Source organism: Tenacibaculum sp. E3R01, assembly GCF_003318185.1.
In the GTDB taxonomy this organism is placed as follows: domain Bacteria; phylum Bacteroidota; class Bacteroidia; order Flavobacteriales; family Flavobacteriaceae; genus Polaribacter; species Polaribacter halocynthiae.
Map to the genome: position 1 here is coordinate 110018 of NZ_QOCC01000023.1, position 23124 is coordinate 133141.

The 23124-nt window shown below is 29.8% G+C and carries 24 protein-coding genes and 2 tRNA genes; 19 read left to right on the forward strand and 7 right to left on the reverse strand.

The window, feature by feature from the left end; all coding sequences use genetic code 11:
- Nucleotides 1-28 precede the first annotated feature (28 nt).
- The 4 genes from DS884_RS11635 to DS884_RS11650 form a co-directional block, all read right to left on the reverse strand.
- A complete protein-coding gene (locus tag DS884_RS11635; protein WP_113786873.1) occupies nt 29-469 on the reverse strand; it encodes a hypothetical protein in 441 nt (146 codons plus the stop codon).
- Between the two features lie 211 nt (nt 470-680).
- Nucleotides 681-1199: an AidA/PixA family protein gene (locus tag DS884_RS11640; protein WP_113786874.1), complete on the reverse strand. Its 519-nt coding sequence runs from the start codon at nt 1197-1199 to the stop codon at nt 681-683.
- A 495-nt stretch (nt 1200-1694) separates the two neighbouring features.
- Nucleotides 1695-2441 carry a LytR/AlgR family response regulator transcription factor gene (locus DS884_RS11645; protein ID WP_093870310.1) on the reverse strand — a complete coding sequence of 249 codons (747 nt, stop codon included), beginning with the start codon at nt 2439-2441 and terminating at the stop codon, nt 1695-1697.
- Between the two features lie 137 nt (nt 2442-2578).
- A complete protein-coding gene (locus tag DS884_RS11650; protein WP_113786875.1) occupies nt 2579-3322 on the reverse strand; it encodes a Bax inhibitor-1/YccA family protein in 744 nt (247 codons plus the stop codon).
- A 48-nt stretch (nt 3323-3370) separates the two neighbouring features.
- Between DS884_RS11650 and ruvC the strand changes: the two genes are divergently transcribed.
- The 11 genes from ruvC (at nt 3371) to DS884_RS11705 (ending at nt 12901) form a co-directional block, all read left to right on the forward strand.
- Nucleotides 3371-3922, forward strand: a complete 552-nt coding sequence (gene ruvC / locus DS884_RS11655) for a crossover junction endodeoxyribonuclease RuvC (protein WP_093870308.1) — start codon at nt 3371-3373, stop codon at nt 3920-3922.
- Between the two features lie 12 nt (nt 3923-3934).
- Nucleotides 3935-5074 (forward strand): radical SAM family heme chaperone HemW, encoded by a 1140-nt coding sequence (gene hemW / locus DS884_RS11660; RefSeq protein ID WP_113786876.1) that lies wholly within the window; start codon nt 3935-3937, stop codon nt 5072-5074.
- Between the two features lie 13 nt (nt 5075-5087).
- Nucleotides 5088-5837: a cyclase family protein gene (locus tag DS884_RS11665; protein ID WP_113786877.1), complete on the forward strand. Its 750-nt coding sequence runs from the start codon at nt 5088-5090 to the stop codon at nt 5835-5837.
- A gap of 614 nt (nt 5838-6451) precedes the next feature.
- Nucleotides 6452-7687, forward strand: a complete 1236-nt coding sequence (locus DS884_RS11670) for an MDR family MFS transporter (RefSeq protein ID WP_093870305.1) — start codon at nt 6452-6454, stop codon at nt 7685-7687.
- On the forward strand, nt 7653-8030 hold the full coding sequence (locus tag DS884_RS11675; RefSeq protein ID WP_113786878.1) for a VOC family protein: 378 nt from the start codon (nt 7653-7655) through the stop codon (nt 8028-8030). The genes DS884_RS11670 and DS884_RS11675 overlap by 35 nt, the downstream gene beginning before the upstream one ends.
- A gap of 53 nt (nt 8031-8083) precedes the next feature.
- Nucleotides 8084-8410 (forward strand): nucleotide pyrophosphohydrolase, encoded by a 327-nt coding sequence (locus DS884_RS11680; RefSeq protein ID WP_113786879.1) that lies wholly within the window; start codon nt 8084-8086, stop codon nt 8408-8410.
- Nucleotides 8411-8659, forward strand: a complete 249-nt coding sequence (locus tag DS884_RS11685; RefSeq protein WP_093870302.1) for a hypothetical protein — start codon at nt 8411-8413, stop codon at nt 8657-8659.
- A 5-nt stretch (nt 8660-8664) separates the two neighbouring features.
- On the forward strand, nt 8665-9891 hold the full coding sequence (locus DS884_RS11690; protein WP_113786880.1) for a 3-phosphoshikimate 1-carboxyvinyltransferase: 1227 nt from the start codon (nt 8665-8667) through the stop codon (nt 9889-9891).
- A gap of 72 nt (nt 9892-9963) precedes the next feature.
- Entirely contained in the window at nt 9964-11013 is a 1050-nt protein-coding gene (gene queA / locus DS884_RS11695; protein ID WP_093870300.1) for a tRNA preQ1(34) S-adenosylmethionine ribosyltransferase-isomerase QueA, read from the forward strand.
- Nucleotides 11014-11119: 106 nt separating this feature from the next.
- Nucleotides 11120-12157 (forward strand): 23S rRNA (adenine(2503)-C(2))-methyltransferase RlmN, encoded by a 1038-nt coding sequence (rlmN, locus tag DS884_RS11700; RefSeq protein WP_093870299.1) that lies wholly within the window; start codon nt 11120-11122, stop codon nt 12155-12157.
- The gene (locus tag DS884_RS11705) at nt 12158-12901 is read left to right on the forward strand and encodes a hypothetical protein (RefSeq protein ID WP_113786881.1); all 744 of its coding nucleotides are present in this window, start codon (nt 12158-12160) and stop codon (nt 12899-12901) included.
- On the opposite strand, the gene DS884_RS11710 is transcribed toward DS884_RS11705, so the two are convergent.
- Complete coding sequence (locus DS884_RS11710) at nt 12898-13413, reverse strand: hypothetical protein (RefSeq protein ID WP_093870297.1); 516 nt, start codon at nt 13411-13413, stop codon at nt 12898-12900. The genes DS884_RS11705 and DS884_RS11710 overlap by 4 nt on opposite strands.
- Nucleotides 13414-13481: 68 nt before the next feature.
- On the opposite strand from DS884_RS11710, the gene DS884_RS11715 reads away from it, so the two are divergent.
- A complete protein-coding gene (locus DS884_RS11715) occupies nt 13482-14459 on the forward strand; it encodes a polyprenyl synthetase family protein (RefSeq protein WP_113786882.1) in 978 nt (325 codons plus the stop codon).
- A gap of 122 nt (nt 14460-14581) precedes the next feature.
- Here DS884_RS11715 and DS884_RS11720 read toward each other — a convergent pair whose 3' ends face one another.
- Nucleotides 14582-14848: a hypothetical protein gene (locus DS884_RS11720; RefSeq protein ID WP_093870295.1), complete on the reverse strand. Its 267-nt coding sequence runs from the start codon at nt 14846-14848 to the stop codon at nt 14582-14584.
- Nucleotides 14849-15103: 255 nt separating this feature from the next.
- Nucleotides 15104-16357 (reverse strand): methionine adenosyltransferase, encoded by a 1254-nt coding sequence (gene metK / locus DS884_RS11725; protein ID WP_113786883.1) that lies wholly within the window; start codon nt 16355-16357, stop codon nt 15104-15106.
- A gap of 294 nt (nt 16358-16651) precedes the next feature.
- Between metK and trxA the strand changes: the two genes are divergently transcribed.
- The 7 genes from trxA (at nt 16652) to DS884_RS11760 (ending at nt 23124) form a co-directional block, all read left to right on the forward strand.
- Nucleotides 16652-16969 carry a thioredoxin gene (gene trxA / locus DS884_RS11730; protein ID WP_093870293.1) on the forward strand — a complete coding sequence of 106 codons (318 nt, stop codon included), beginning with the start codon at nt 16652-16654 and terminating at the stop codon, nt 16967-16969.
- A 108-nt stretch (nt 16970-17077) separates the two neighbouring features.
- Entirely contained in the window at nt 17078-19630 is a 2553-nt protein-coding gene (locus tag DS884_RS11735; RefSeq protein WP_113786884.1) for a M1 family metallopeptidase, read from the forward strand.
- A 65-nt stretch (nt 19631-19695) separates the two neighbouring features.
- Nucleotides 19696-20619 carry a DUF58 domain-containing protein gene (locus DS884_RS11740; RefSeq protein ID WP_113786885.1) on the forward strand — a complete coding sequence of 308 codons (924 nt, stop codon included), beginning with the start codon at nt 19696-19698 and terminating at the stop codon, nt 20617-20619.
- A gap of 54 nt (nt 20620-20673) precedes the next feature.
- Nucleotides 20674-20747: transfer RNA gene (locus DS884_RS11745), tRNA-Asp, on the forward strand.
- Between the two features lie 90 nt (nt 20748-20837).
- A tRNA-Asp gene (locus DS884_RS11750) sits at nt 20838-20911 on the forward strand.
- Nucleotides 20912-21160: 249 nt separating this feature from the next.
- Nucleotides 21161-21985, forward strand: coding sequence for a prephenate dehydratase (locus tag DS884_RS11755; protein WP_113786886.1), 825 nt, complete (start codon nt 21161-21163; stop codon nt 21983-21985).
- Nucleotides 21982-23124: a pyridoxal phosphate-dependent aminotransferase gene (locus DS884_RS11760; protein WP_093870289.1), complete on the forward strand. Its 1143-nt coding sequence runs from the start codon at nt 21982-21984 to the stop codon at nt 23122-23124. The genes DS884_RS11755 and DS884_RS11760 overlap by 4 nt, the downstream gene beginning before the upstream one ends.

Consider the following 23124-nt stretch of genomic DNA (forward strand, 5'->3'; position numbering starts at 1 on the left):
CCTTTATTTGTTTTTTAAATTAAGATATTTAGCCTCCCATTGGATCTTTAACAGCAGTTTCTGTTCCTCTAGATCCTTCAGGGTCTTCGTCCCATAGATATGTTTTTATTTTGGTAATTCCCATAGATTTATAATCTTGATCTTTAACCTTAAAAGTAATACCATAAATATGAAATGAATTATCAGGAGTTGGTGCTTTATCAACCCCAATATAAAAAGCTAATTTGTTTGAGTTAGTTTGTAATTGATTTATAGTAAAAGTTTTGTTCTCTGTTCCAAAACTAGCTGGTAAAAACACAAATGTAGATACATTTATAAATCCCTCTTTATCAAAACTAGCCATTGTTACCGGTGCTACAGGTCTTGATTTACTTACATCTTTACCAAAATCAAACGCTAATGGGTTTGCGCTTTGGGTTATTTTTGTTATTGTTTTTCCAGGTATAGGAATCATTGGTTGAGTACTCATAATTTTAAAATTTAAGGTTAGTATTTATTATTTTGTTTTCTTAGTTTAAAGAAACAACAAAATAGTAAACTATAAAAAAAGAATGAGTTTAAAACCTTATTTTTTTGGTATAAGTTGAGAAATTATTGGAACGGAATAAATTCAACATACCAAAAACGTGAATAAAATGTTTAAACACTTTATTCACGTTTTATAAAATTAATTTATTTGCTTAATTAGCAACATTAATAAATGGATCCCATAAGTAAAAACCTAAATCAGCTCCATGCTCATCTAATAATTGAAAAGTAATATAGTACTGTACATTTCCTTTTTTAGTTAACATTCCTGCAAAACAATAGTTTTGAAACTCTACTGGGTTAGGAGCAACAGTTGCACTACCCACATATAAATCAATGTCAATATCTAAAGAAATTGGATCTATAATACCACTAGCAGAACTAGAGTTCCAATCCATTAATATAACATTATTTCCTGTTCCTCCCCCTGGACAAGTAATCATCCAACGAACAGTATCTCCAACATTAGCAGTTATTGTTAACTCTGATTTTGCTTGGTCATTTACTACGTAGTTATTTGCTGTAATCATATAAATATAAGCATCAGATGTACCATACGACCCTAAAGATGTAGGGTTTGTTTTTGTTCCTTTTTTTAATTTTCCTGACGCTACCGCTTCTTGTAAAGATACTGCGTCAACTACTGTTAAAATATCGATTGTATTAGACATAGTTATTAGTTTTAAAATTCCTACTCATAAGGCTTTTCGGATATCGCCTCGTTTTTTATAGTGGGTACTGCTCCACAAGTTTGGTTTTTAAAAGAAAAAAATAACTAGCTAGTGTTTATGTTTCTCGAAGTAAAATTAGGTAACAAACCAAAACAAAATAATTAAAACCCTATAAAACAGGCATTTTCGGCTATAAGAAAAGGAAAATTGAGGATATAGCTTTTAAATCGACAGATTGTTTCGTCGTACCTCCTCGAAATGACATATATAATCGTCATTACGAATGTAGCCTAGCGAAGTGAAGTAATTTTTCTAATCGAATAGCAGGTGCTTTGTTGTACTTCCTCACAACGACATGTATAATCGTCATTACGAACATAGCCCAAGCGAAGTGAAGTAATCTTCTTAATAAGAATAGCAGATTGTTTCGTCGTACCTCCTCGTAATGATGTATATGTAAGTACCCATAGGTAACTTATCAATAATAACTAATCGTTATTTTAATGTACGCACTTTTTTTATAACTCCTCTATATTTTTCACTAAGAGGTACTTTATGTTTTTTATCTAGTATAATAAGGTTATCAACAGGAATAATCTCTTCAATTTTTTCAATATTAACGATAAAGTTTCTATGAGTTCTACAAAACAATGAATTATCTAAAAGTTTTAAAATTTTTGTGAGTGATATTGATATCACAAACTTTTCTTTTGCTGTAACTATAGAACAGTATTTCTCTTCAACTTCAATAAAAATAACATCATTAATATGTACTTTTTTTAAACTCTTTCCTTTTTTTATAAAAACATAATTTTCACTTATAATTGTTTCTTCTTCCTCATTCAAAAAAGTATTGTCTTCTGTATAAAACATTGAAACAGCCATTTCAATAGCATACAAAATTTCTAACTCGTTAAATGGCTTCATCAAATAACTATAAGGTCTTGTTAATTTAGCTCTCAAAAAAAGTTGTCGGTCTACCGAGTTAGTTAAAAACACAAAAGGTTTTGCTGTTTCAGGATTGGCTTGGATCATTTCTGCAAACGCAATTCCATCAGGACTACCATTCAAAAAAACATCAATTATAACAATATCTACTTTAACTTTATGAAATAGAATTAAAGCTTCTCTAAAGCTTTTAGCTACACCAGATATAGAATAACTATTAGCTTCAAGAAATTTTACTAATCGATTGCTTTCTGCGGGGGTATCCTCAATAATAAATACATTAATATTATTCATTGAGTATCTGTTTTAGATAAAATTTACTATTACAAAAAGACCGATTTTTTAACCAAATTCATTAAAAAAGGTTACAAAGCATTAAAAATCAAGTATAAAACAAGGGGAGAAAGGAATAGAAAAATAGCTTCTATAAATTAGACTCGAAAAGTTATTTTTTTTAAAAGACGTACAACCTCAACATACAACCAAATTAATGTTATTAGAAAGCCCCAAGTAGCCAACCATTCTCTTTCTTTAGAAGCTTTACCAAGGTATCTGTGTATATAATCAAAATCTAATAACAAACTCAACGATGCTACAATAGCTGTACAAATATTAAAAGCAATAGCAAACCTTGAATTGCCTGATAAAAAGAAAACACTAATTCCAAACCACCAAAATATCCATCTTATAAAATACAGCAAAAATATAGTTACAGATGTGGTTATTATAGCTGATCGAAACGCCTTAGTAACTCTAATCACTCTCCATTTATATAAAAAGAACATTACAAAAAATGTAAGTAAAGTAACACCATCAGCCTGAAAAGGTAAATTAGGAATCTGTTTATGAGCATACGCACTAATACCTCCTAAAAAAAATCCTTTTGCCAAGGCATAAATGGGTAATAAATATTTTGCTGCATTATGTTTATAAGAAATATATACGCTACAAAAAACAGCTACCAAAGCTCCAATAGACATGTACCATGTTACTACTACTCCACTAAAAAACAAATGCCAGGTATAAAAAGCAGTACAACATACTAATACTAACATGAAAAGGGTTTTTGTTATAATCTCTTCTAAAGTCATTTTATTTGATGAATAACTTTTTGACTTCTTCCAAAAGTAATTGGTAAATGCAGGATTTGAAGTTCTAAGCCCGAATACACTCATTAAAAATATATTTGATTAGTTTTGTGCATGTACAAAGTACAATAAAATTTGAAGACAGAAAAAATCATATTAGGTATTGACCCTGGAACCTCTATCATGGGGTTTGGTATTATTAAAATCATTGGTAAAAAAATGGAATTTGTTCAAATGAATGAATTACTATTAAAAAAATATGACGACCATTATTTAAAATTAAAACTCATTTTTGAACGTACTATAGAGTTAATAGATACTTACAACCCTGATGAAATTGCATTAGAAGCTCCTTTTTTTGGCAAAAACGTTCAATCAATGTTAAAACTTGGACGTGCTCAAGGTGTAGCTATGGCTGCAGGTTTATCTAGAGAAATACCTGTTACTGAATATGCACCAAAAAAAATTAAAATGGCTATTACGGGTAAAGGAACAGCAAGTAAAGAACAAGTTGCTTTAATGCTTAAGTCGTTACTTAATTTGAAAGAGTTACCTAAAAACTTAGACGCAACTGATGGTTTAGCTGCTGCTGTTTGTCATTATTATAACTCTGGAAAACAAATTGGAGGAAAAAATTATACTGGATGGGCAGCTTTTGTAAAACAGAATCCTAAAAAAATAAATTAACTAATATTTATAATGGCAGGAATTTATTTACACATTCCCTTTTGTAAGCAAGCATGTTTTTATTGCGACTTTCACTTTTCAACTTCCTTAAAAAAGAAAGATGAATTAGTTCATTGTTTAATAAAAGAATTAGTACTAAGAAAAAACGAATTACAAAACGAAATAATAGAAACTATCTATTTTGGAGGAGGGACCCCTAGCCTATTAACAGCTAGTGAAATTGACCAACTTCTTAATGCCATTTATAAAAATTACAATGTAATAGAATCTCCTGAAATTACATTGGAAGCAAACCCTGATGATTTATCTAAAGAAAAAATAGAAGAATTAGCAAAATCTCCTATTAATAGATTAAGTATTGGTGTTCAATCTTTTTTTGAAGAAGATTTAAAAAGCATGAATCGCGCTCATAATTCAAAAGAGGCAAAAGAATGTTTAGCTATAGCTACTCGCCATTTTGATAATATTACCATCGATTTAATTTACGGAGTACCAAATATGAGTACTAAACGATGGAAAGAAAATTTACAAATTGCTTTTGATTTTGGAATTAATCATATTTCATCATATGCCTTAACAGTTGAACCTAAAACTGTATTAGATAGTTTTGTGAAAAATGGAAAGTATCCTGAACCTGATGAAACCGAAGCAAAAGAGCATTTTAATATTTTAATGGAGGAAACTTCTAAAAATGGATTTGTTCATTATGAAATTTCTAATTTCGGAAAACCTGATTACTTTTCAAAACACAATACAAGTTATTGGCTAGGTAAAAAATACATTGGTATTGGTCCTTCAGCTCATTCTTTTAACAATACTCATAGAAGTTGGAACATTGCTAATAATGCTAACTACATTAAAAACATACAACTTGGAAACTTACCTAACGAAGTTGAAAAACTAACCAAAGAAGATCAATTTAATGAATATTTAATGACAGGTCTTAGAACAATTTGGGGTGTTTCTTTAACTAAGATAAAACAAGATTTTGGTGACGTTTTGTATAAAAAATTAATTACAAACTCTCAAAAGTTTATAAATGAAAAATTATTACTAATAACTGTTTCGAAAACAGGAAACGAAGTATTAAAAACTACCCAAAAAGGAATGTTCTTAGCAGATGGATTAGCTAGTGATTTATTTATAATTTAAGTATCTTTAGCCCATGATTGCAACTATTAAACATCGTTTAAAAGAGTATACCATTGATTTATCTAACCCATTAGATATTTCAATTCCTATAAACATTTCTAAACAAAATATTAATGCTTGGTATTTAGAAGAACCTGAAATATCACCTGTTTCAACTGATAATTGGGTAGGAAGTGTTGCTGCAGGTTCAGCAGTGAATTTTAATAACATTGCATTTAATCCGCATGCACATATAACACATACTGAGTGTGTAGGACACATAACTAAAGATGTGCATTCAATAAATAAAAATTTACAAAAATTTTTCTTTATTGCAGAAGTGGTGACGATAGCACCTGAAAAAAAATCTAATGGCGATCAAGTAATCACATTACAACAACTTCAAAAAGTATTAAAAAACAAAACATGTGAGGCTATAGTAATTAGAACACTCCCTAATTCAGAAGAAAAAAGATCAGCTAGATATTCTAATACAAATCCTCCATATATGTTAGAAGAAGCGGCTGTTTATTTACAAGAAATTGGGATTAAGCATTTGCTAATAGACCTTCCTTCAGTTGATAAAGAAAAAGATGAAGGAAAGTTATTAGCGCATAATGCATTTTGGAATACGAAGGGAATCATTCGTTTTAATGCTACCATAACAGAATTTATTTACGTTCCTAATAGTATAAAAGATGGAACATACTTTTTAAATCTTATGATTGCACCTTTTGAGAATGATGCTTCTCCAAGCAAACCAATTTTATATAAACTGGTTTAAAGTGTGTAGGTCTAGCGATTATCGTTTGTAATAAAAAAGCTATTACAATTAAAAGGTAAATAGGTATCATAAACATACTTATATAATTTTTTCTATTTGTTTGTATTATTACTGTAAATGTTTCTTTTTAGTGACTTCTATCTATTTGGCGAAATTTACTTTATGTTTCATCTACACTTCAAAAATAGCACAACTATTCAAATTCAATTTACAATTTAAGTTGAAAGGTAAATTACTATCGACGAATTGAATACAATTACCTTTTAAGTCGAAATACCTTTCGATAATTTACATTAAATACTAGTTTTATTTTCTTTGATTTTTACTTAACTAAATCAGTATTACTTATCTAAAATCAATATAAAGAAGAAATTAATAACCATCATTTGTAAAAGCTATTCCTTTTTTTTATAGTTTTACGGCATAATTATATAGAAAAATGACAATTTATAATACATATAAGCAATGTAAATCATCTGTTAGGCACAGAAGATATCGGGCTATTAATGTATTATGATTATATGAAAATAAAATATTACTATTATAAAAAGTCCGACTTCACAGTCGGACTTTTTACTTTTATATCACTTCCAAACAACTAAATTTATAACACTATGAAAAAATTGTACTTCAATTATTTAGACACATTTAAAGGCCTCTCAAAAGAAGTTTGGTGGTTGGCCTTAATTACGCTCATTAATAGAGCTGGAACAATGGTTATTCCATTTTTATCGTTGTATTTAACCAAAAGTTTAGAATTTACCAAAATCGATGTCGCTTGGATTATGAGCTGTTTTGGACTAGGTTCAGTAGCAGGGTCATGGTTAGGTGGTAAATTAACGGATAAAATTGGATACTATAAAGTAATGAAAGCTAGTTTGCTTTTAACAGGTTTATTATTTATAGCATTACAATTTGTTGATACTTTTTCAGGGTTTTGTATTGGTATATTTTTAGTAATGCTAGTTGCTGATACTTTTAGACCAGCAATGTTTGTTGCATTAAGTGCCTACAGTAAACCTGAAAACAAAATACGTTCAGTAACTTTAATTCGTTTAGCGATAAATCTAGGTTTTTCAGCTGGACCAGCGGTTGGAGGAATTATTATTACCTCATTAGGGTATAGCGGACTTTTTTGGGTAGATGGTGTTACTTGTATTTTAGCTACTATTTTATTAATAAATGTATTACATCCTAAAAAATCAAAAGTCGTTGATGAAGTAAAAGTAGAAAATCCAGTATCAGTTTTCTCTGATAAAGCTTTCTGGATCTTTTTTGTGAGTATGTTTATGTTCGGGTTTATATTCTTACAGTATTTTTCAACAATGCCTCTATATTATAAAGATGAACATCATTTGTCTGAATTAAAAATTGGTTTACTTCTAGGGTTAAATGGTTTTATAATATTTGCCCTTGAAATGCCTTTAATTGCGTGGCTGCAAAAAAGTAAATACTCAAAAGAGTTTTTAATGTTTTTTGGATTGTTTTTAACCGGCTTAAGCTTTTTAGTATTAAACCTTACTGGCTGGATAGGTGTATTAATAATAGGTATGTTACTTATGACTATTGGTGAAATGATAGCCTTTCCTTTTTCAAATGCATTTGTAATGGATAGAGCTAAAAAAGGAAATCAGGGAGAATATATGGCATACTATAGCATTGCTTTTTCAGCATCTCATATATTTGGTCATAATGCAGGATTACAATTAATTGACAAATTAGGTTTCGATAGTACATGGAGTATCATGACAGGCTTATCAATTGTAGGAATGTTAGCGCTTCTACTATTAATGCGTGTAATTAAAAAAGAAAAACATGAACTTAAACCAAGTAACTCTGCCTTCAACTAATGTTGATAAAGCAGTAATTTTTTACACAAAACTAGGCTTGCATCTTATTGTAGATGCAAGTCCTAGATATGTCCGTTTTGAATTACCTAATGGAGATAGCACACTATCTATTCATAAAGTTGATCACATTGCAACAGAAAATATTCCTATAATTTATTTTGAAGATGAAAACCTTGATGCTCTTGTAGAAAAACTACAAGAAAAAGGTATAGAATTTTCTCAGTTGCCTAAAAGTGAAACTTGGCTTTGGCGTGAAGCTCACCTAGAAGATCCTGATGGAAACAAGCTTATTTTATATAAAGCTGGAAAGAATAGAAAAAATCCGCCTTGGAGAATTAATTAGCAGTAAGAAACTTTATATTTGAACTCTTAAAAGAAGATTAAAAAAACTACCTAATGAATATTCAAGACGCACAAAAACAAGTAGATAATTGGATTAAAAATCATGGAGTTCGTTATTTTAACGAATTAACCAATATGGCACAATTAACAGAAGAAGTTGGTGAAGTTGCCCGAATTATTGCGCGTAGATATGGAGAACAAAGTGAAAAGGAAAGTGACAAAGAAAAAGATTTAGGAGAAGAGCTAGCTGATGTTATGTTTGTGGTACTTTGTTTAGCCAACCAAACAGGAATTAATTTACAAGAGGCTTTTGATAAGAAATTAGATATAAAAACAAAACGAGACCATAATCGTCATCACAACAACGAAAAACTAAAATAAATGAGTTTATTACAAAAAATACAGCAACCAATATTTTGGAAAAACGTAGCCAAGGTTGCTATTCCTTTTTTTATAGTGGTAACAATTATTACGCTATTTATGAATAGCTGGCGTGATATTTTTGCAGGAAACTTTGATCTTGTTAACCAAACAAATTTTTCAGAAGGAAAATGGAAACAATTTTGGGGTTTCAAAATCGTACTAAGCTTTTTATATGGAATTTGGATGACTAACAAAAAAATGGCATAAACCCCATGAACTTACAACTAAACACAACAACTACAGCTTTAGATGCTGAAATTACTATTTCAGGTTCTAAAAGTGAATCGAACAGGCTATTAATTTTACAACAATTATATCCTAATTTACACATTGAAAACTTATCTGATTCTGATGATACTCATCACTTACAAGATGCTTTATCTTCTAAAAAAGAAATAGCAGATATTGGTCATGCAGGAACAGCTATGAGGTTTTTAACTGCTTTTTTTGCATCTCAACAGGGAGTTACAAAAATTTTACAAGGATCAGATAGAATGCATAACCGTCCTATTGAAATTTTAGTAGATGCATTACGCTCTTTAGGTGCTGATATAACTTATTTAAAAAAAGAAGGATATCCTCCTTTAAAAATTGTAGGTAAAGAATTAACTAAAAATACCGTTTCTATTAACGGTAATGTAAGTAGCCAATACATATCTGCATTAATGCTTATTGCACCTAGTTTAAAAAATGGCCTTAGTATTGAACTTGTAGGTAAAATTACTTCTGTACCTTATATAAACATGACACTTTCACTGCTACACCAATTGGAAATTGAAGCTAGTTTTAGTGGACAAAATATAAACATTTCTCCTAAAACTGCGACAAACAATCAAACTATCGTAGTAGAATCTGATTGGAGTTCAGCGTCTTATTTTTACTCATTAATTGCAATGAACGCAATAAAATCAACAGTAAAATTAACTGCTTATAAAGAAAATAGTTTACAAGGAGATAGCTCTTTAGCTACTATATACAGTCATTTTGGAGTTTCTACTCATTTTGAAAAAAACAGTATTATTTTAACCAAAAATGAAACTCATATTAATGATACTCTTATTCAAGATTTAAAAAATGCTCCAGATATAGCACAAACAATTGCTGTAACTTGTTTTGGTTTAGGTATAGCTTGCGATTTAACTGGATTACACACCTTAAAAATCAAAGAAACAGACAGATTAGAAGCTCTACGTGAAGAACTTACCAAACTAGGGGCATCTATTACAGTTACCAATGAAAGTTTACATTTAAAACCTTCAACAAAAATTAATAAGGACATACAAATTTCAACCTATAACGATCATCGAATGGCAATGGCTTTTGCTCCATTAGCTTTAAAAACAACCCTTACAATAAAAGAAGCAAAAGTGGTAACAAAATCATATAGAAGTTTCTGGAATGATATGAATAAAATAGGGATAGATACTTGCGAGTTATAAAATAATACGCTATTAACTTGACAACGCCTATTTCGATATTGTATATTTGCCATCGTTTAGAAAATTTTACATATGAAGTTATCAAATTTTGAATTTGAATTACCAGAAGAATTATTAGCAGAATATCCTTCAGAACATAGAGATGAGGCTCGTTTAATGGTATTACACCGTGATACTCAAAAAATTGAACATAAATTATTTAAAGATTTAATCAATTATTTTGATGAAGGTGATGTAATGATGTTAAACAATACGAAAGTATTTCCTGCCCGTATGTTCGGTAATAAAGAAAAAACAGGAGCTCGTATTGAAGTATTTTTATTACGTGAATTAAATGCTGAAAATCGTTTATGGGATGTACTAGTTGATCCTGCTCGTAAAATCAGAATTGGAAATAAATTATTTTTTGGTAATGATGATAGTTTAGTTGCTGAGGTAATAGACAATACAACCTCTCGTGGTAGAACTTTACGTTTCTTATTTGATGGTTCTTATGAAGAATTCAGAAAAAAATTACTAGAATTAGGAGAAACTCCTTTACCAAAATATATAAAACGTGATGTTGAACCAGAAGATGAACACCGTTACCAAACTATTTTTGCAAAACATGAAGGAGCTGTAGCTGCACCAACTGCTGGATTACACTTTTCTAAACACTTAATGAAGCGTTTAGAAATTAAAGGAATTGATTTTGCAGAAATGACTTTACATGTTGGTTTAGGTACTTTTAACCCAGTTGAGGTTGAAGATTTATCTAAGCATAAAATGGATTCTGAAAAAATTATAATTCCAGAAGAAAGTGTTAGTACTATTAACAATGCAATAAACACAAAACGTAAAGTTTGTGCCGTAGGAACTACAGTAATGCGTACAGTAGAATCTTCTGTATCTTCTAGCAACAGATTAAATGATTACAACGGATGGACAAATAAATTTATTTTCCCTCCTTATGACTTTAGTATTGCTAACTGTATGATTACAAACTTCCATACACCTAAATCAACTTTATTAATGATGGTCTCTGCTTTTGCAGGTCATGATTTTATGATGGAAGCATATCAAGAAGCTATCAAAGAAAAATATAAGTTTTACACTTACGGTGATGCAATGTTAATTTTATAATTAACACAATAAATTATAACAGAAAACTGGTAATCAAAAATGGTTACCAGTTTTTTAGTTTAACTTTGCAACTAAATTTTAACAATCAATTTTCAATCTAATAGGTTTGAGTAAGAAAAAAGACATACGCGCATTAACTAAAGAACAATTACGTGATTTTTTTGTGAAAAATAACGATAAAGCTTTTCGTGGTAACCAAGTGTATGAATGGTTATGGCATAAAGTTGCCCACTCTTTTGATGACATGACTAATTTATCTAAAGAAACACGTAAGATGTTAGATGATAATTTTGTTATCAATCATATTTTAGTTGACACCATGCAACGCAGTAAAGATGGTACCATTAAAAATGCCATAAAACTACATGATGGTTTAATTGTTGAATCTGTTTTAATACCTACTGAAAAAAGAACTACTGCTTGTGTTTCTAGCCAAGTTGGTTGTAGTTTAGATTGTAAATTTTGCGCTACTGCTCGTTTAAAACGTATGCGAAACTTAAATGCAGATGAAATCTATGATCAAGTAGCTGCAATTGATAAGCAAAGTAGATTGTACCACAACCATAAATTATCAAACATTGTATTTATGGGAATGGGAGAACCTTTAATGAACTATAACAATGTTATTAAAGCTATTGATAAAATTACTTCACCAGAAGGATTAGGAATGGCTGCAAGAAGAATAACAGTATCTACTTCTGGAGTTCCTAAGATTATAAAAAAAATGGCAGATGATGAAGTGCGTTTTAATTTAGCTGTGTCATTACACTCAGCTATTGATGAAGTAAGAACTTCTATCATGCCTTTTAACAGTACTTTTCCTTTAAAAGATTTAAAAGAATCTTTAGAATATTGGTATGAGAAAACCAACAAAACAATAACCTACGAATATGTAGTTTGGAATGGAATTAATGATAAGAAAGAAGACATTGATGCCTTAGTTAAATTTTGTCAATATGTTCCTTGTAAAGTTAATTTAATTGAATACAACCCTATTGATGATGGCGAATTTCAACAAGCTTCCGAAAGAGCTTTAAACAATTATATTTCAAATTTAGAAATGAATGATATTGTGGTTAATGTTAGACGCTCTAGAGGAAAAGATATTGATGCAGCTTGTGGACAATTGGCCAACAAATCGTAAATGATTTTTTCAAAAACACTCTTAGGTCAAACTTTACAAACCCTAGGATGGTTATTTTTTGCTATTTCATTAGGCCTTTTTTTAGATAGTAAATTTATTGCGGAACATTATTATCATAATACGCAACATATAATTACGCTATTAATTATTCCATTATTTCTCTTTTTATATTATAAAGCAACATCTAGAACAAGAGAACTTTTAATATACGCTACACTTATAGCAATTGTAGGAGAATATCTTTTTTCTAAAACTTTAGGCATGTATACCTATCGTTTGAAAAATATTCCACATTATATACCACCAGGACACGCAATCGTGTTTCTTTTAGTATATTATTTTAGCAGAAAGTCACAAGTAAAATACAATAGAAAAAAAATAGAAGTCTTTTGTACTTCACTTATTATTCCTTTTTCTTTATATTTTTTAATTCTTAAAAATGATATTTTAGGCTTTGTATGTACTTTTTTTGTTTTTTACTTTTTAAGAAAACATCCTAAAGAACGTTTATTTTTTCTAGTTATGTATTGTGTAGTAGCAATTACTGAACTTATAGGAACTAGTTTAGAATGTTGGCAATGGCCATCAGTTGCCTTTAATAAACTTAATTTCTTACCAAGTGCTAATCCTCCAGCTGGAATAAGTTTATTTTACTTTGGCTTAGATAGAGGAACTATGTCTTTTTATAAACGACGACATAAAGCAGCTTGGAAACGATTAAAAAAAGTGAGAAGTTTTAACTAATTTTTCTTTTTTAAATAAGCTCGCTGAACAACTGAAATAGGGTATCCATATACAAAGGGTATTTCCTTCGTTCCTTTTCCTGTAGTTATTTTATTTTTAGTTGCAGTAAATAAAATTTCAAAATCAACCTTATCATCTGTAAAAGCCAAACGACTAGTTAACATATTTCCTTGTACTTCAAAAAAACTATATAGAACATTTCCAACTACACGTACAGGTAAAATAATGCCATTATTTTCGTCAATATCAAAGATTCCTTTTATTTTATCTTTTACAACTAATGTATAATTTCTTGGTTGACCATTATACACTAACTTGTAATCATATTTTCCCTCTGTTTTAGTTTCTAACAAATGAAACTCCATAGGTATTTTTTGAACTCCTCTTTTGCTATTTATAGTTAAGTCTCCTTTATAAATTCCTAAAAAATCATCAGGAAATATTTTTGATGTTTGTGCTGAAATCGAAATTGTAAAAAATAAATAAAAAACTACTCCTAAAAAATGTTTCACAGTTATGCATATTGTTTATTCTTCAAATATAAACAATCCCTAATTTATTCTTACTTTTGTCCACTATTATGAAGCCAGTAGAGCAAATAAAACTTCCTATAGCAAAAGAAATGGAACTCTTTGAAACAAAGTTCAAAGATGCCATGTTGTCTAAAGTTCCATTATTAAACCGTATTACCTATTATATCGTTCGTCGAAAAGGAAAACAAATGCGTCCAATGTTTGTATTCTTAGTTGCCAAAATGGTTTCTGATGGCGGTTTTGATGAACGAACTTATCGTGGTGCTTCAGTTGTAGAATTAATTCATACTGCTACGCTAGTTCATGACGATGTGGTTGATGACAGTAATCGTCGAAGAGGTTTCTTTTCCATTAATGCTTTATGGAAAAATAAAATTGCTGTTTTAGTAGGTGATTTTCTACTTTCAAAAGGGCTACTTCTCTCTATTGACAATGAAGATTTCGATATTTTAAAACTTATTTCTATCGCAGTTCGAGAAATGAGTGAGGGTGAGCTATTACAGATCGAGAAAGCTCGTAAATTAGATATTACCGAAGAAATTTATTTTGAAATTATACGTCAAAAAACCGCTACACTAATTGCTGCTTGTTGTGGTATAGGTGCTGCTTCTGTTGGCGCAAACAATGAAACTGTACAACAAATGCGTAAATTTGGTGAATATATCGGTATCGCTTTTCAAATTAAAGATGATTTATTTGACTATACTGAAGACAAAATAGGAAAGCCAACAGGAATTGACATTAAAGAACAAAAAATGACATTACCTTTAATTTACACGCTAAATAACTGCTCTAAAAAGGAAAAAGCTTGGTTAATTAATTCTGTAAAAAAACATAACAAGAATAAGAAACGAGTTAAAGAAGTTATTACTTTTGTTAAAAATAATGGCGGATTAGAATACACTACTCAAAAAATGCATGATTATAAAAATAAAGCATTAGCTATTCTTAATAATTACCCTGACTCTACTTATAAAGATTCTTTATTGCAAATGATTGATTACGTGGTAGAGCGTAAAATTTAATTCCTTTAGCTATACCTTTAGCTTTATTTCTGAGAAGTGACTTGAAATATAATAGAAGAATGACTTACCTCAAGAAGGTATTGTTTTAATTTTAAATTGTTTTTTATAGATTTTAAAACGAATTAAGCTACTGCTCTCTTTTTTTCTAACCACGAATTAACTCCTCCTAATCGTTGTGCTTCATAAAAATTGGCTTCTTTTAAAATACAGTTTTCTGGAGATAAATTATTATCAACTTTTATAAATCGATATAAAACTAGCTTCAATATAGATTCTTTAACATCTTCATACGTAATATCGTTATTGCTATCAAGTACCTCTTGAATAAAATTTTCAATTCTAGTAAATTTTGTATTAAATAATAACGCTTTAAAAACTACCTCCTCCATAATTAAGTATATTATATATACAAAGTTATTTATAAGGTTCTTTATTAAAAAGGTGATGTCCGCAGAAAATAATGTGATTTTCCGTAAAAATTCAAGTATCATTTCTCTAGAAAAAGTGACAAAACAATCTATTTTATTAACGTTTAAACTTAACTATCTAAAATATAAAAACAGCTTTTTAAAAATTATTTCTATAACAACAAAAAAGCCTCAGGAAATCCTGAGGCTCATTATATAGTTTTTTACTAAAAGTTATTACAAGTTAAAACTCTCTTTAACTTTAGCTACGTAATCTAATTTTTCCCAAGTAAATAACTCTACGTCCATTGTTTTACTTTCACCATTTGGTTGAGTAAAACTTTTAGACACTACTTCATTTACACGTCCCATATGCCCATAAGCGGCTGTTTCACTGTACATAGGTGTACGTAATTTTAATCTAGATTCAATTGCATGTGGGCGCATATCAAAAATCTCAGAAACTTTTTTAGCTACTTCACCATCATTTAAATTAACCTTAGCAGTACCATACGTATCTACAAAAATTCCCATTGGCTCCACTACTCCAATTGCATATGAAACTTGTACTAAAACTTCATCAGCTACACCAGCAGCTACTAAATTTTTAGCAATATGACGCGTAGCGTAAGCAGCAGATCTATCTACTTTACTAGGATCCTTTCCTGAGAAAGCTCCACCTCCATGTGCTCCTTTTCCTCCATAAGTATCTACAATAATCTTACGTCCAGTTAACCCTGTATCACCATGAGGTCCACCAATTACAAACTTTCCAGTAGGATTAATATGATATTTAATATCATCATTAAATAACGCTTGAATTTCTGGTGTTAATTGAGCTTTAACTCTAGGAATTAAAATATCAACAATATCTTTTCTAATTTTTGCTAACATTTCTTCATCATCAGCAAAATCATCATGTTGCGTAGAAACAACAATCGCTTCAACACGTTGTGGTACATTATTATCAGAATATTCAATAGTTACCTGACTTTTTGCATCTGGACGTAAATATGCAATTGCATCATTTTCTCTACGTAAAACCGCTAATTCCTTTAATATTAAGTGCGATAAATCTAACGCTAAAGGCATATAGTTTTCAGTTTCTTTAGTAGCATATCCAAACATCATTCCTTGATCTCCTGCTCCTTGTTCTTCTTTACTAGCTCTATCTACACCTCTATTAATATCATCAGATTGTTCGTGAATTGCTGATAAAACTCCACATGAGTTTCCATCAAACATATACTCACCTTTTGTATATCCAATTTTGTTAATTATATCTCTAGCTATTTTTTGAACATCTAAATACGTATTCGACTTTACTTCTCCAGCTAATACCACTTGACCTGTTGTAACTAATGTTTCACAAGCTACTTTAGACTCAGGGTCAAAAGCTAAAAAATTATCTATTAAAGCATCAGAAATTTGATCAGCTACTTTATCAGGATGTCCTTCTGAAACACTTTCAGAGGTAAAAAAATATGGCATAATTTTCTTCTTTTTTATGTTGAATGAAAGAAGTTTATTTTGATTGCTGCAAAAAGAAGTAGTAGATACTGCTTTAGCATTTTTTAATGAGGTTGCAATCAGAACAAATTTCTCCTCTTATTATTATCGAACAAAAATAAAGATTATTTAGATACTAAAAAACAAACTAGCAATAAAAACTATTGATATAGTGATAATAAAAACTAATTTTCTTAAAATTGAAATGGCAAAATATTTGTTTACATTTGTAATAGTAAACGAGAAATAATAACCTCTAAATAAAAATATAATAGAATGGCATTAGAAATTACAGATGCTTCTTTTGAAGAAGTAGTATTAAAATCAGACAAACCAGTATTAGTTGATTTTTGGGCAGCTTGGTGTGGACCATGTAGAATGGTTTCTCCTATTGTTGATGAAATAAGTGGTGAATACGCAGGTAAAGCAGTTGTTGGTAAAGTTGATGTTGACGCTAACCAAGAGTTTGCTGCTAAATACGGGGTAAGAAATATCCCTACTGTATTAATTTTCAAAAACGGAGAAGTAGTTGACAAACAAGTAGGTGCAGCTCCTAAAAAAACATATACAGATAAAATTGACGCTAACTTATAGTAGTTAATTTTACTAATTATAAAAAAAAGGTTTAGCAATTGCTAAACCTTTTTTTTTATTTTTACTTTTTAAACAAACAACCTCAACACGAACTACTATACTTAAATTATGAATAAATACATACTCTCTTTAAGTTTATTGGTATTGTTTTTTTCTTGTAATAAAGAACAACAGCCCATTAATAAAAATATTGAAAAAGGTATTTCTTTAAACTTAGCTAAGCTTAGAAATAAACAAATAAAAGATGTTATTTATAATTTAAATTTCCATATACCATCCAAAAAAGAAGAAAAAATACCTGCTAAGTTATCTTTATCCCTCAATATAACTAACATAAAAAACGACTTAGTTTTAGATTTCAATGAAAAAACGAATCATTTAAAATCAATAATCGTTAATAATTCTACTAGTTCCATCCTACATAAAAATGAGCATATAATTATAAACAAAACTCTTTTGAAAGTAGGTATTAATAAAATAGTAATTGAATTTGATGCTGGCGAACTTTCTTTAAACAGAAACGAAGAATATTTATACACCCTTTTAGTGCCAGATAGAGCAAGTACTTTATTTCCTTGTTTTGATCAGCCAGACATTAAAGCAATTTACAATTTAACAATTACAGCTCCTAAAGACTGGAAAGTACTATGTGGTGCATTTGAAAAGAATGTAATTCCTAAAGGTGATTTTTCAGAACATCACTTTAAACAAACTGATAAAATGAGTACTTATTTATTTTCGTTTGTTGCGGGTAAGTTTAACGAAGAAATTAAAAACCCTGGTGCATTTCCTATGCGCTTTTTATATAGAGAAACAAACCCTAGCAAAATAAATGAAAGTTTAAATACTATTTTTTCTATTCACCAAAACTCATTAAACTTTTTAGAAAAGTATACTAACTACAGTTTTCCTTTTCAAAAAATGGATTTCGCAACCCTCCCTCCTTTTCAATATGGTGGTATGGAACACACTGGGGCAATTCAGTATAGAGAAAACTTACTTTTTTTAGATGAAAACGCTACACAAACTCGTAAACTACGTCGAGCAAAATTAATAGCGCATGAAACTTCTCATATGTGGTTTGGTAATTTAGTTACAATGCGATGGTTTAATGATGTTTGGATGAAAGAAGTTTTTGCAAATTTCATGGCTGATAAAATCATGAACCCAGTTTTTCCTGAGGTAAATCATGACTTAAATTTTATGATGTCTCATTACCCTAGTGCATATTCAGAAGACAGAACCAAAGGTACTAACCCTATTCGTCAAAATTTAGACAATTTAAAAAATGCAGGTTCATTATATGGGAGAATCATCTACAATAAAGCTCCAATTATGATGCGACAATTAGAATTACTAGTAGGAAAAGACAACTTTCAAAAAGGAATTCAAGAATACATTACTACTTATGCTAATAGTAATGCTGATTGGAATGAACTTGTAGCTATCTTTGATAAAAACTCATCTAAAAACATTACTCAATGGAGTACTATTTGGGTAAATTCATCAGGACGTCCTATTATATCTGATGCTATTAACTATAAAGATGGAAAAATAGATTCTTTTACTGTTAAACAAAAAGCAGAAGATGGTTCGTCTAATATTTGGGAACAATCATTCTCAATTGGTTTAGTATACCCAAATGAAGTAAAAATACTTTCATGTAATTTAAACAATCAATCAATTACTATAAATGAAGCTATTGGACTTCCTAAACCTTTAGAAATAATATATAATTATAATGGTTTTGGTTATGGTATTTTTCCTTTTAACAACGATGCTATTTTTTTAATTAAAAACGATATTGCTAGAGGGCATAGCTATATTAATTTATTCGAAAATATGCTTTCTGGAAAAACTCCTATCAAAACAGCCATGTATTCTTTTTTAGCAGGATTACGTTCAGAAAAGAATGAATTAATACTCAATTATATTACCAACAGTATCAATACTATCTTTTGGAAATTTTTAAATGAGAATGAACGTATAGAAACTGGTACTAATTTAACCAAAATGATTACTACCGAATTATCAAAATCAAATTCTAAAAACATACAAAAGACACTATATAATTTACTTACAAAAGTAGCTTATCAAGAAAGAGGTACTGCAATTTTATATAGATTATGGAGCGGACAAGTTTCTACAAAAAACTTTACATTAAATGAAAGTGAGTTAACGAGTTTAGCCATGAAATTAGCTATATATAAGCATCCTGAATCTGATATAATTTTAGCAAAACAACTTGAAAAAATTACTAATAAAGATAAAAAGGAACGTTTTACCTGGTTACTTCCTTCTCTTTCTTCAGATGAAAAAATTCGTGATGATTTTATGCATTCCTTAAAAGAAGCTAAAAATAGAGAAAAAGAATCTTGGGTTACAGCTGCTTTAGCTAATATTCATCATCCTCTTAGGCAAGAAAGTGCTACTAAACACCTAAAAACATGCTTAGAACTTTTAGAAGAAATTCAATTAACCGGTGATATATTTTTCCCAAAAAGATGGTTAACAAGTTCTGTTGGTAATTATACATCTAAGAAGGCACACTCAATAGTTCAAGCATTTTTAAATGACAATCCAACTTACAATCCTATATTATTAAAAAAATTATTAATGGTAGTTGACACAATGGACAGAGCACAACAAATAAAAAAGTAACTTACTTAAAAGATATAAACTAAAAGGTTTGGCTATTGCTAAACCTTTTTTTATTTTCGGTACTTATGATTGATTTAAACAACTCTCTTTCGTCAGAAATAAAAAACCTTGAACTACACGCCAAACAAGTAGTAGAAGGCTTTATTACAGGGATGCATAAAAGTCCTTTTCATGGGTTTTCTGTGGAATTTTCAGAGCATAAATTATACAATAAAGGTGAAAGTACTCGGCACATAGATTGGAAACTTTTTGCTAAAACAGAAAAGCTATACACTAAGAAGTATGAAGAAGAAACAAATTTAAGATGCCATATTATCATTGATAATTCTGCATCCATGCACTATCCTATTATTGAAAAACAAACTATCACTAACCTTAATAAGATTGGTTATTCAGCAGTTGCAAGTGCATGTTTGATGGATATCTTAAAAAAACAACGTGATGCAGTAGGTTTAAGTATCTATTCTGACAAATATGAGTACTATGCACCTGAAAAAGGAAGTGAACGCCATAGGAAGATGATTTTAAACCAATTAGAAACATTAATCAATTCAACTTCAAAATCATCTACCCGTACTTATGAATATCTACACGAGATAGCAGAGAAAATTCATAGACGATCTTTAATATTTTTATTTACCGATATGTTTCAAACAACTAAAGATAATGAAGAACTTTTTGATGCTCTTAGACATTTAAAACATAATAAACACGAAGTAGTTTTATTTCACACATATGATAAAGAATTAGAATTTTCGTTCAATTTTGGAAATTCACCCAAAAAATTTATTGATGTAGAAACTGGAGAAGAAATAAATTTATACGCAGAAAATGTACAGCAAAAGTATACAGAATTAACAAACGATTTTTTTAAAAACTTAAAGAACAAATGTTTACAATACAAAATAGATTATATACCTGTAAACATACATGAAGGCTACAATGACATACTTACGTCTTATCTTATTAGTCGTCGAAAATTTTTATAAAATTTCCTTTTTTAATTAAAATAAAGTTATATATTTGCATCCGCTTAACGCAACGGTCTGGTAGTTCAGCTGGTTAGAATACCTGCCTGTCACGCAGGGGGTCGCGGGTTCGAGTCCCGTCCAGACCGCGAAAAGTTTCTCTTACATAAAGAGACGTTCTTTATAAAATATTTGTAAATAACAGAAGTAATTCTATATTTGCAATCGCTTTAAGCAACGGTCTGGTAGTTCAGCTGGTTAGAATACCTGCCTGTCACGCAGGGGGTCGCGGGTTCGAGTCCCGTCCAGACCGCAAAACCTCTTCAATTTTTATTGAAGAGGTTTTTTTTTACACAAAAGTTTGGTTATGTAAAATTAATTTCTAAGATTTGTCACGTACAAATTAAAGACACAAAGAATGTTACAAAACGTATGGCAAGGTTTCTATTTTTTCTTTTACTATTTTAGTAAGAGCAGAGACTTTATATCATATATTTAAATAACAAAAAAATATTATAACCATAAAGTCTCGATAACATCGAGGCTTTTTTTTTACACTAAAATGAAAAAAATAGCCATTCAAGGAGCCGAAGGTTCTAATCATCATAAAGTAGCTCGCGATTTTTACGGGAAAGATGTTCAGTTAGAAGAATGTTTGTCTTTTGATATTCTTGTAGATTGCTTATTAAATAAAACATCAGATAAAGCTGTTATGGCTATAGAGAACACAATTGCTGGCTCTATTATACCTAATTACGCTTTAATCGACTCTAATAATTTACACATAAGTGGAGAGGAGTACTTAAATATCCATCATCATTTAATGGCTTTACCGGGTCAAAAAATTGAAGAAATTAAAGAAGTATGCTCACATCCAATGGCTTTATTACAATGTAAAGAGTTTTTTAAAAAACATCCGCACATTAGATTAGTTGAAGATGTAGATACAGCTGAAGTTGCTAAACGTATTGCAAAAGAACAATTAAAAGGAGTTGCAGCAATTGCACCTAAATTAGCCGCTGAAATTTTTGGTTTAGATGTTTTAGAAGATGAAATACAAACCATGAAAGACAACTCAACTAGGTTTGTAATTATTCAAACAGAAAAACCTAACAATGGTATTGACAAAATAAACAAAGCTTCTTTTAAGTTTCAATTAGATCATAAAAGAGGAAGTTTGGCAACTATTTTAAATGTATTAAGCGATTGTAAAATGAATTTAACAAAAATACAATCATTACCAGTTATAGAATCACCTTGGAAATACTCATTCTTTGTTGATGTAACTTTTGATAGTTATAAAGATTATGAAAAAGCAATTGCAATTATAGAAATAATGGCAGAAGAATTTAAAGTTTTAGGAGCTTATAAAAACGGAAGAAAATGATTCAATCAGCAAAAAGACTAGAAACCGTACAAGAATACTACTTCTCAAAAAAATTAAAAGAAGTAAGGCAATTAGCCTCTGAAGGAAAGCCAATAATAAATATGGGAATCGGTAGCCCAGATTTACAACCACCTTCTACTGTAATAAAAGCTATTCAAGATAGCTTAACAGATGTAGGTGCTCATAAATACCAAAGTTACCAGGGCTTACCTGAATTTAGAAATGCTGTTGCCAATTTTTACAAGGCTAAGTATAATGTTATTATAAACCCTGACAACGAAATTCTTCCTTTAATGGGAAGTAAAGAAGGGATTATGCATATTTCATTAGCTTTTTTAAATGAAGGTGATCATGTTTTAATTCCAAACCCTGGTTACCCTACTTATAGTTCAGTGACCAACCTAGTAGGAGCTAAATCGGTTTTTTACGAATTAGACGCTACTAACAATTGGCAACCTAACTTTAATGAGTTAGAAAAACTTGATTTAACAAACGTAAAATTAATGTGGGTAAATTACCCACATATGCCAACAGGTACAAAAGCCTTAAAAGAAACCTATCAACAATTAATTGAATTCGGAAAAAAACACCATATCATAATTGTAAATGATAATCCATATAGCTTCATATTAAACGATACTCCAAAAAGTATTTTGCAAGTTGAAGGAGCTAAAGATATAGCACTTGAGTTAAACTCCTTAAGTAAATCATACAACATGGCAGGTTGGAGAGTTGGTAAATTAATTGGTAATCAACATTTTTTAAACGAAGTTTTAAAAGTAAAAACTCAAATGGATTCTGGTATGTTTTATGGTATTCAAAAAGGAGCTATAAAAGCACTAGAACTTGACGATAGATGGTTTAAGGAACAAAATAAAATATACCAATCAAGACAACAATTAATTTTCAAAATAGCTGACACATTAGGCTGTACTTATAACAAAAATACTTCAGGAATGTTTGTTTGGGCTAAATTACCTGAAGGCCAAGAATCGGAAAAAGTAGTTGACGATTTATTACATAACAAACACATATTTGTTGCCCCAGGAACAATTTTTGGAAGCCAAGGTGAAGGATACATTCGATTTTCATTATGTGTACCCGAAGAAAAGATTAAAGAAGCAATAACTCGATTTTAG

Bases quoted from the DNA above. Each gene is read 5' to 3' on its own strand.
- DS884_RS11635 (WP_113786873.1), bottom strand. From the start codon at position 469: ATGAGTACTCAACCAATGATTCCTATACCTGGAAAAACAATAACAAAA.
- DS884_RS11640 (WP_113786874.1), bottom strand. From the start codon at position 1,199: ATGTCTAATACAATCGATATTTTAACAGTAGTTGACGCAGTATCTTTA.
- DS884_RS11645 (WP_093870310.1), bottom strand. From the start codon at position 2,441: ATGAATAATATTAATGTATTTATTATTGAGGATACCCCCGCAGAAAGC.
- DS884_RS11650 (WP_113786875.1), bottom strand. From the start codon at position 3,322: ATGAGTGTATTCGGGCTTAGAACTTCAAATCCTGCATTTACCAATTAC.
- hemW (WP_113786876.1), top strand. From the start codon at position 3,935: ATGGCAGGAATTTATTTACACATTCCCTTTTGTAAGCAAGCATGTTTT.
- DS884_RS11665 (WP_113786877.1), top strand. From the start codon at position 5,088: ATGATTGCAACTATTAAACATCGTTTAAAAGAGTATACCATTGATTTA.
- DS884_RS11670 (WP_093870305.1), top strand. From the start codon at position 6,452: ATGAAAAAATTGTACTTCAATTATTTAGACACATTTAAAGGCCTCTCA.
- DS884_RS11675 (WP_113786878.1), top strand. From the start codon at position 7,653: ATGAACTTAAACCAAGTAACTCTGCCTTCAACTAATGTTGATAAAGCA.
- DS884_RS11680 (WP_113786879.1), top strand. From the start codon at position 8,084: ATGAATATTCAAGACGCACAAAAACAAGTAGATAATTGGATTAAAAAT.
- DS884_RS11685 (WP_093870302.1), top strand. From the start codon at position 8,411: ATGAGTTTATTACAAAAAATACAGCAACCAATATTTTGGAAAAACGTA.
- DS884_RS11690 (WP_113786880.1), top strand. From the start codon at position 8,665: ATGAACTTACAACTAAACACAACAACTACAGCTTTAGATGCTGAAATT.
- queA (WP_093870300.1), top strand. From the start codon at position 9,964: ATGAAGTTATCAAATTTTGAATTTGAATTACCAGAAGAATTATTAGCA.
- DS884_RS11705 (WP_113786881.1), top strand. From the start codon at position 12,158: ATGATTTTTTCAAAAACACTCTTAGGTCAAACTTTACAAACCCTAGGA.
- DS884_RS11715 (WP_113786882.1), top strand. From the start codon at position 13,482: ATGAAGCCAGTAGAGCAAATAAAACTTCCTATAGCAAAAGAAATGGAA.
- DS884_RS11720 (WP_093870295.1), bottom strand. From the start codon at position 14,848: ATGGAGGAGGTAGTTTTTAAAGCGTTATTATTTAATACAAAATTTACT.
- metK (WP_113786883.1), bottom strand. From the start codon at position 16,357: ATGCCATATTTTTTTACCTCTGAAAGTGTTTCAGAAGGACATCCTGAT.
- trxA (WP_093870293.1), top strand. From the start codon at position 16,652: ATGGCATTAGAAATTACAGATGCTTCTTTTGAAGAAGTAGTATTAAAA.
- DS884_RS11735 (WP_113786884.1), top strand. From the start codon at position 17,078: ATGAATAAATACATACTCTCTTTAAGTTTATTGGTATTGTTTTTTTCT.
- DS884_RS11740 (WP_113786885.1), top strand. From the start codon at position 19,696: ATGATTGATTTAAACAACTCTCTTTCGTCAGAAATAAAAAACCTTGAA.
- DS884_RS11755 (WP_113786886.1), top strand. From the start codon at position 21,161: ATGAAAAAAATAGCCATTCAAGGAGCCGAAGGTTCTAATCATCATAAA.
- DS884_RS11760 (WP_093870289.1), top strand. From the start codon at position 21,982: ATGATTCAATCAGCAAAAAGACTAGAAACCGTACAAGAATACTACTTC.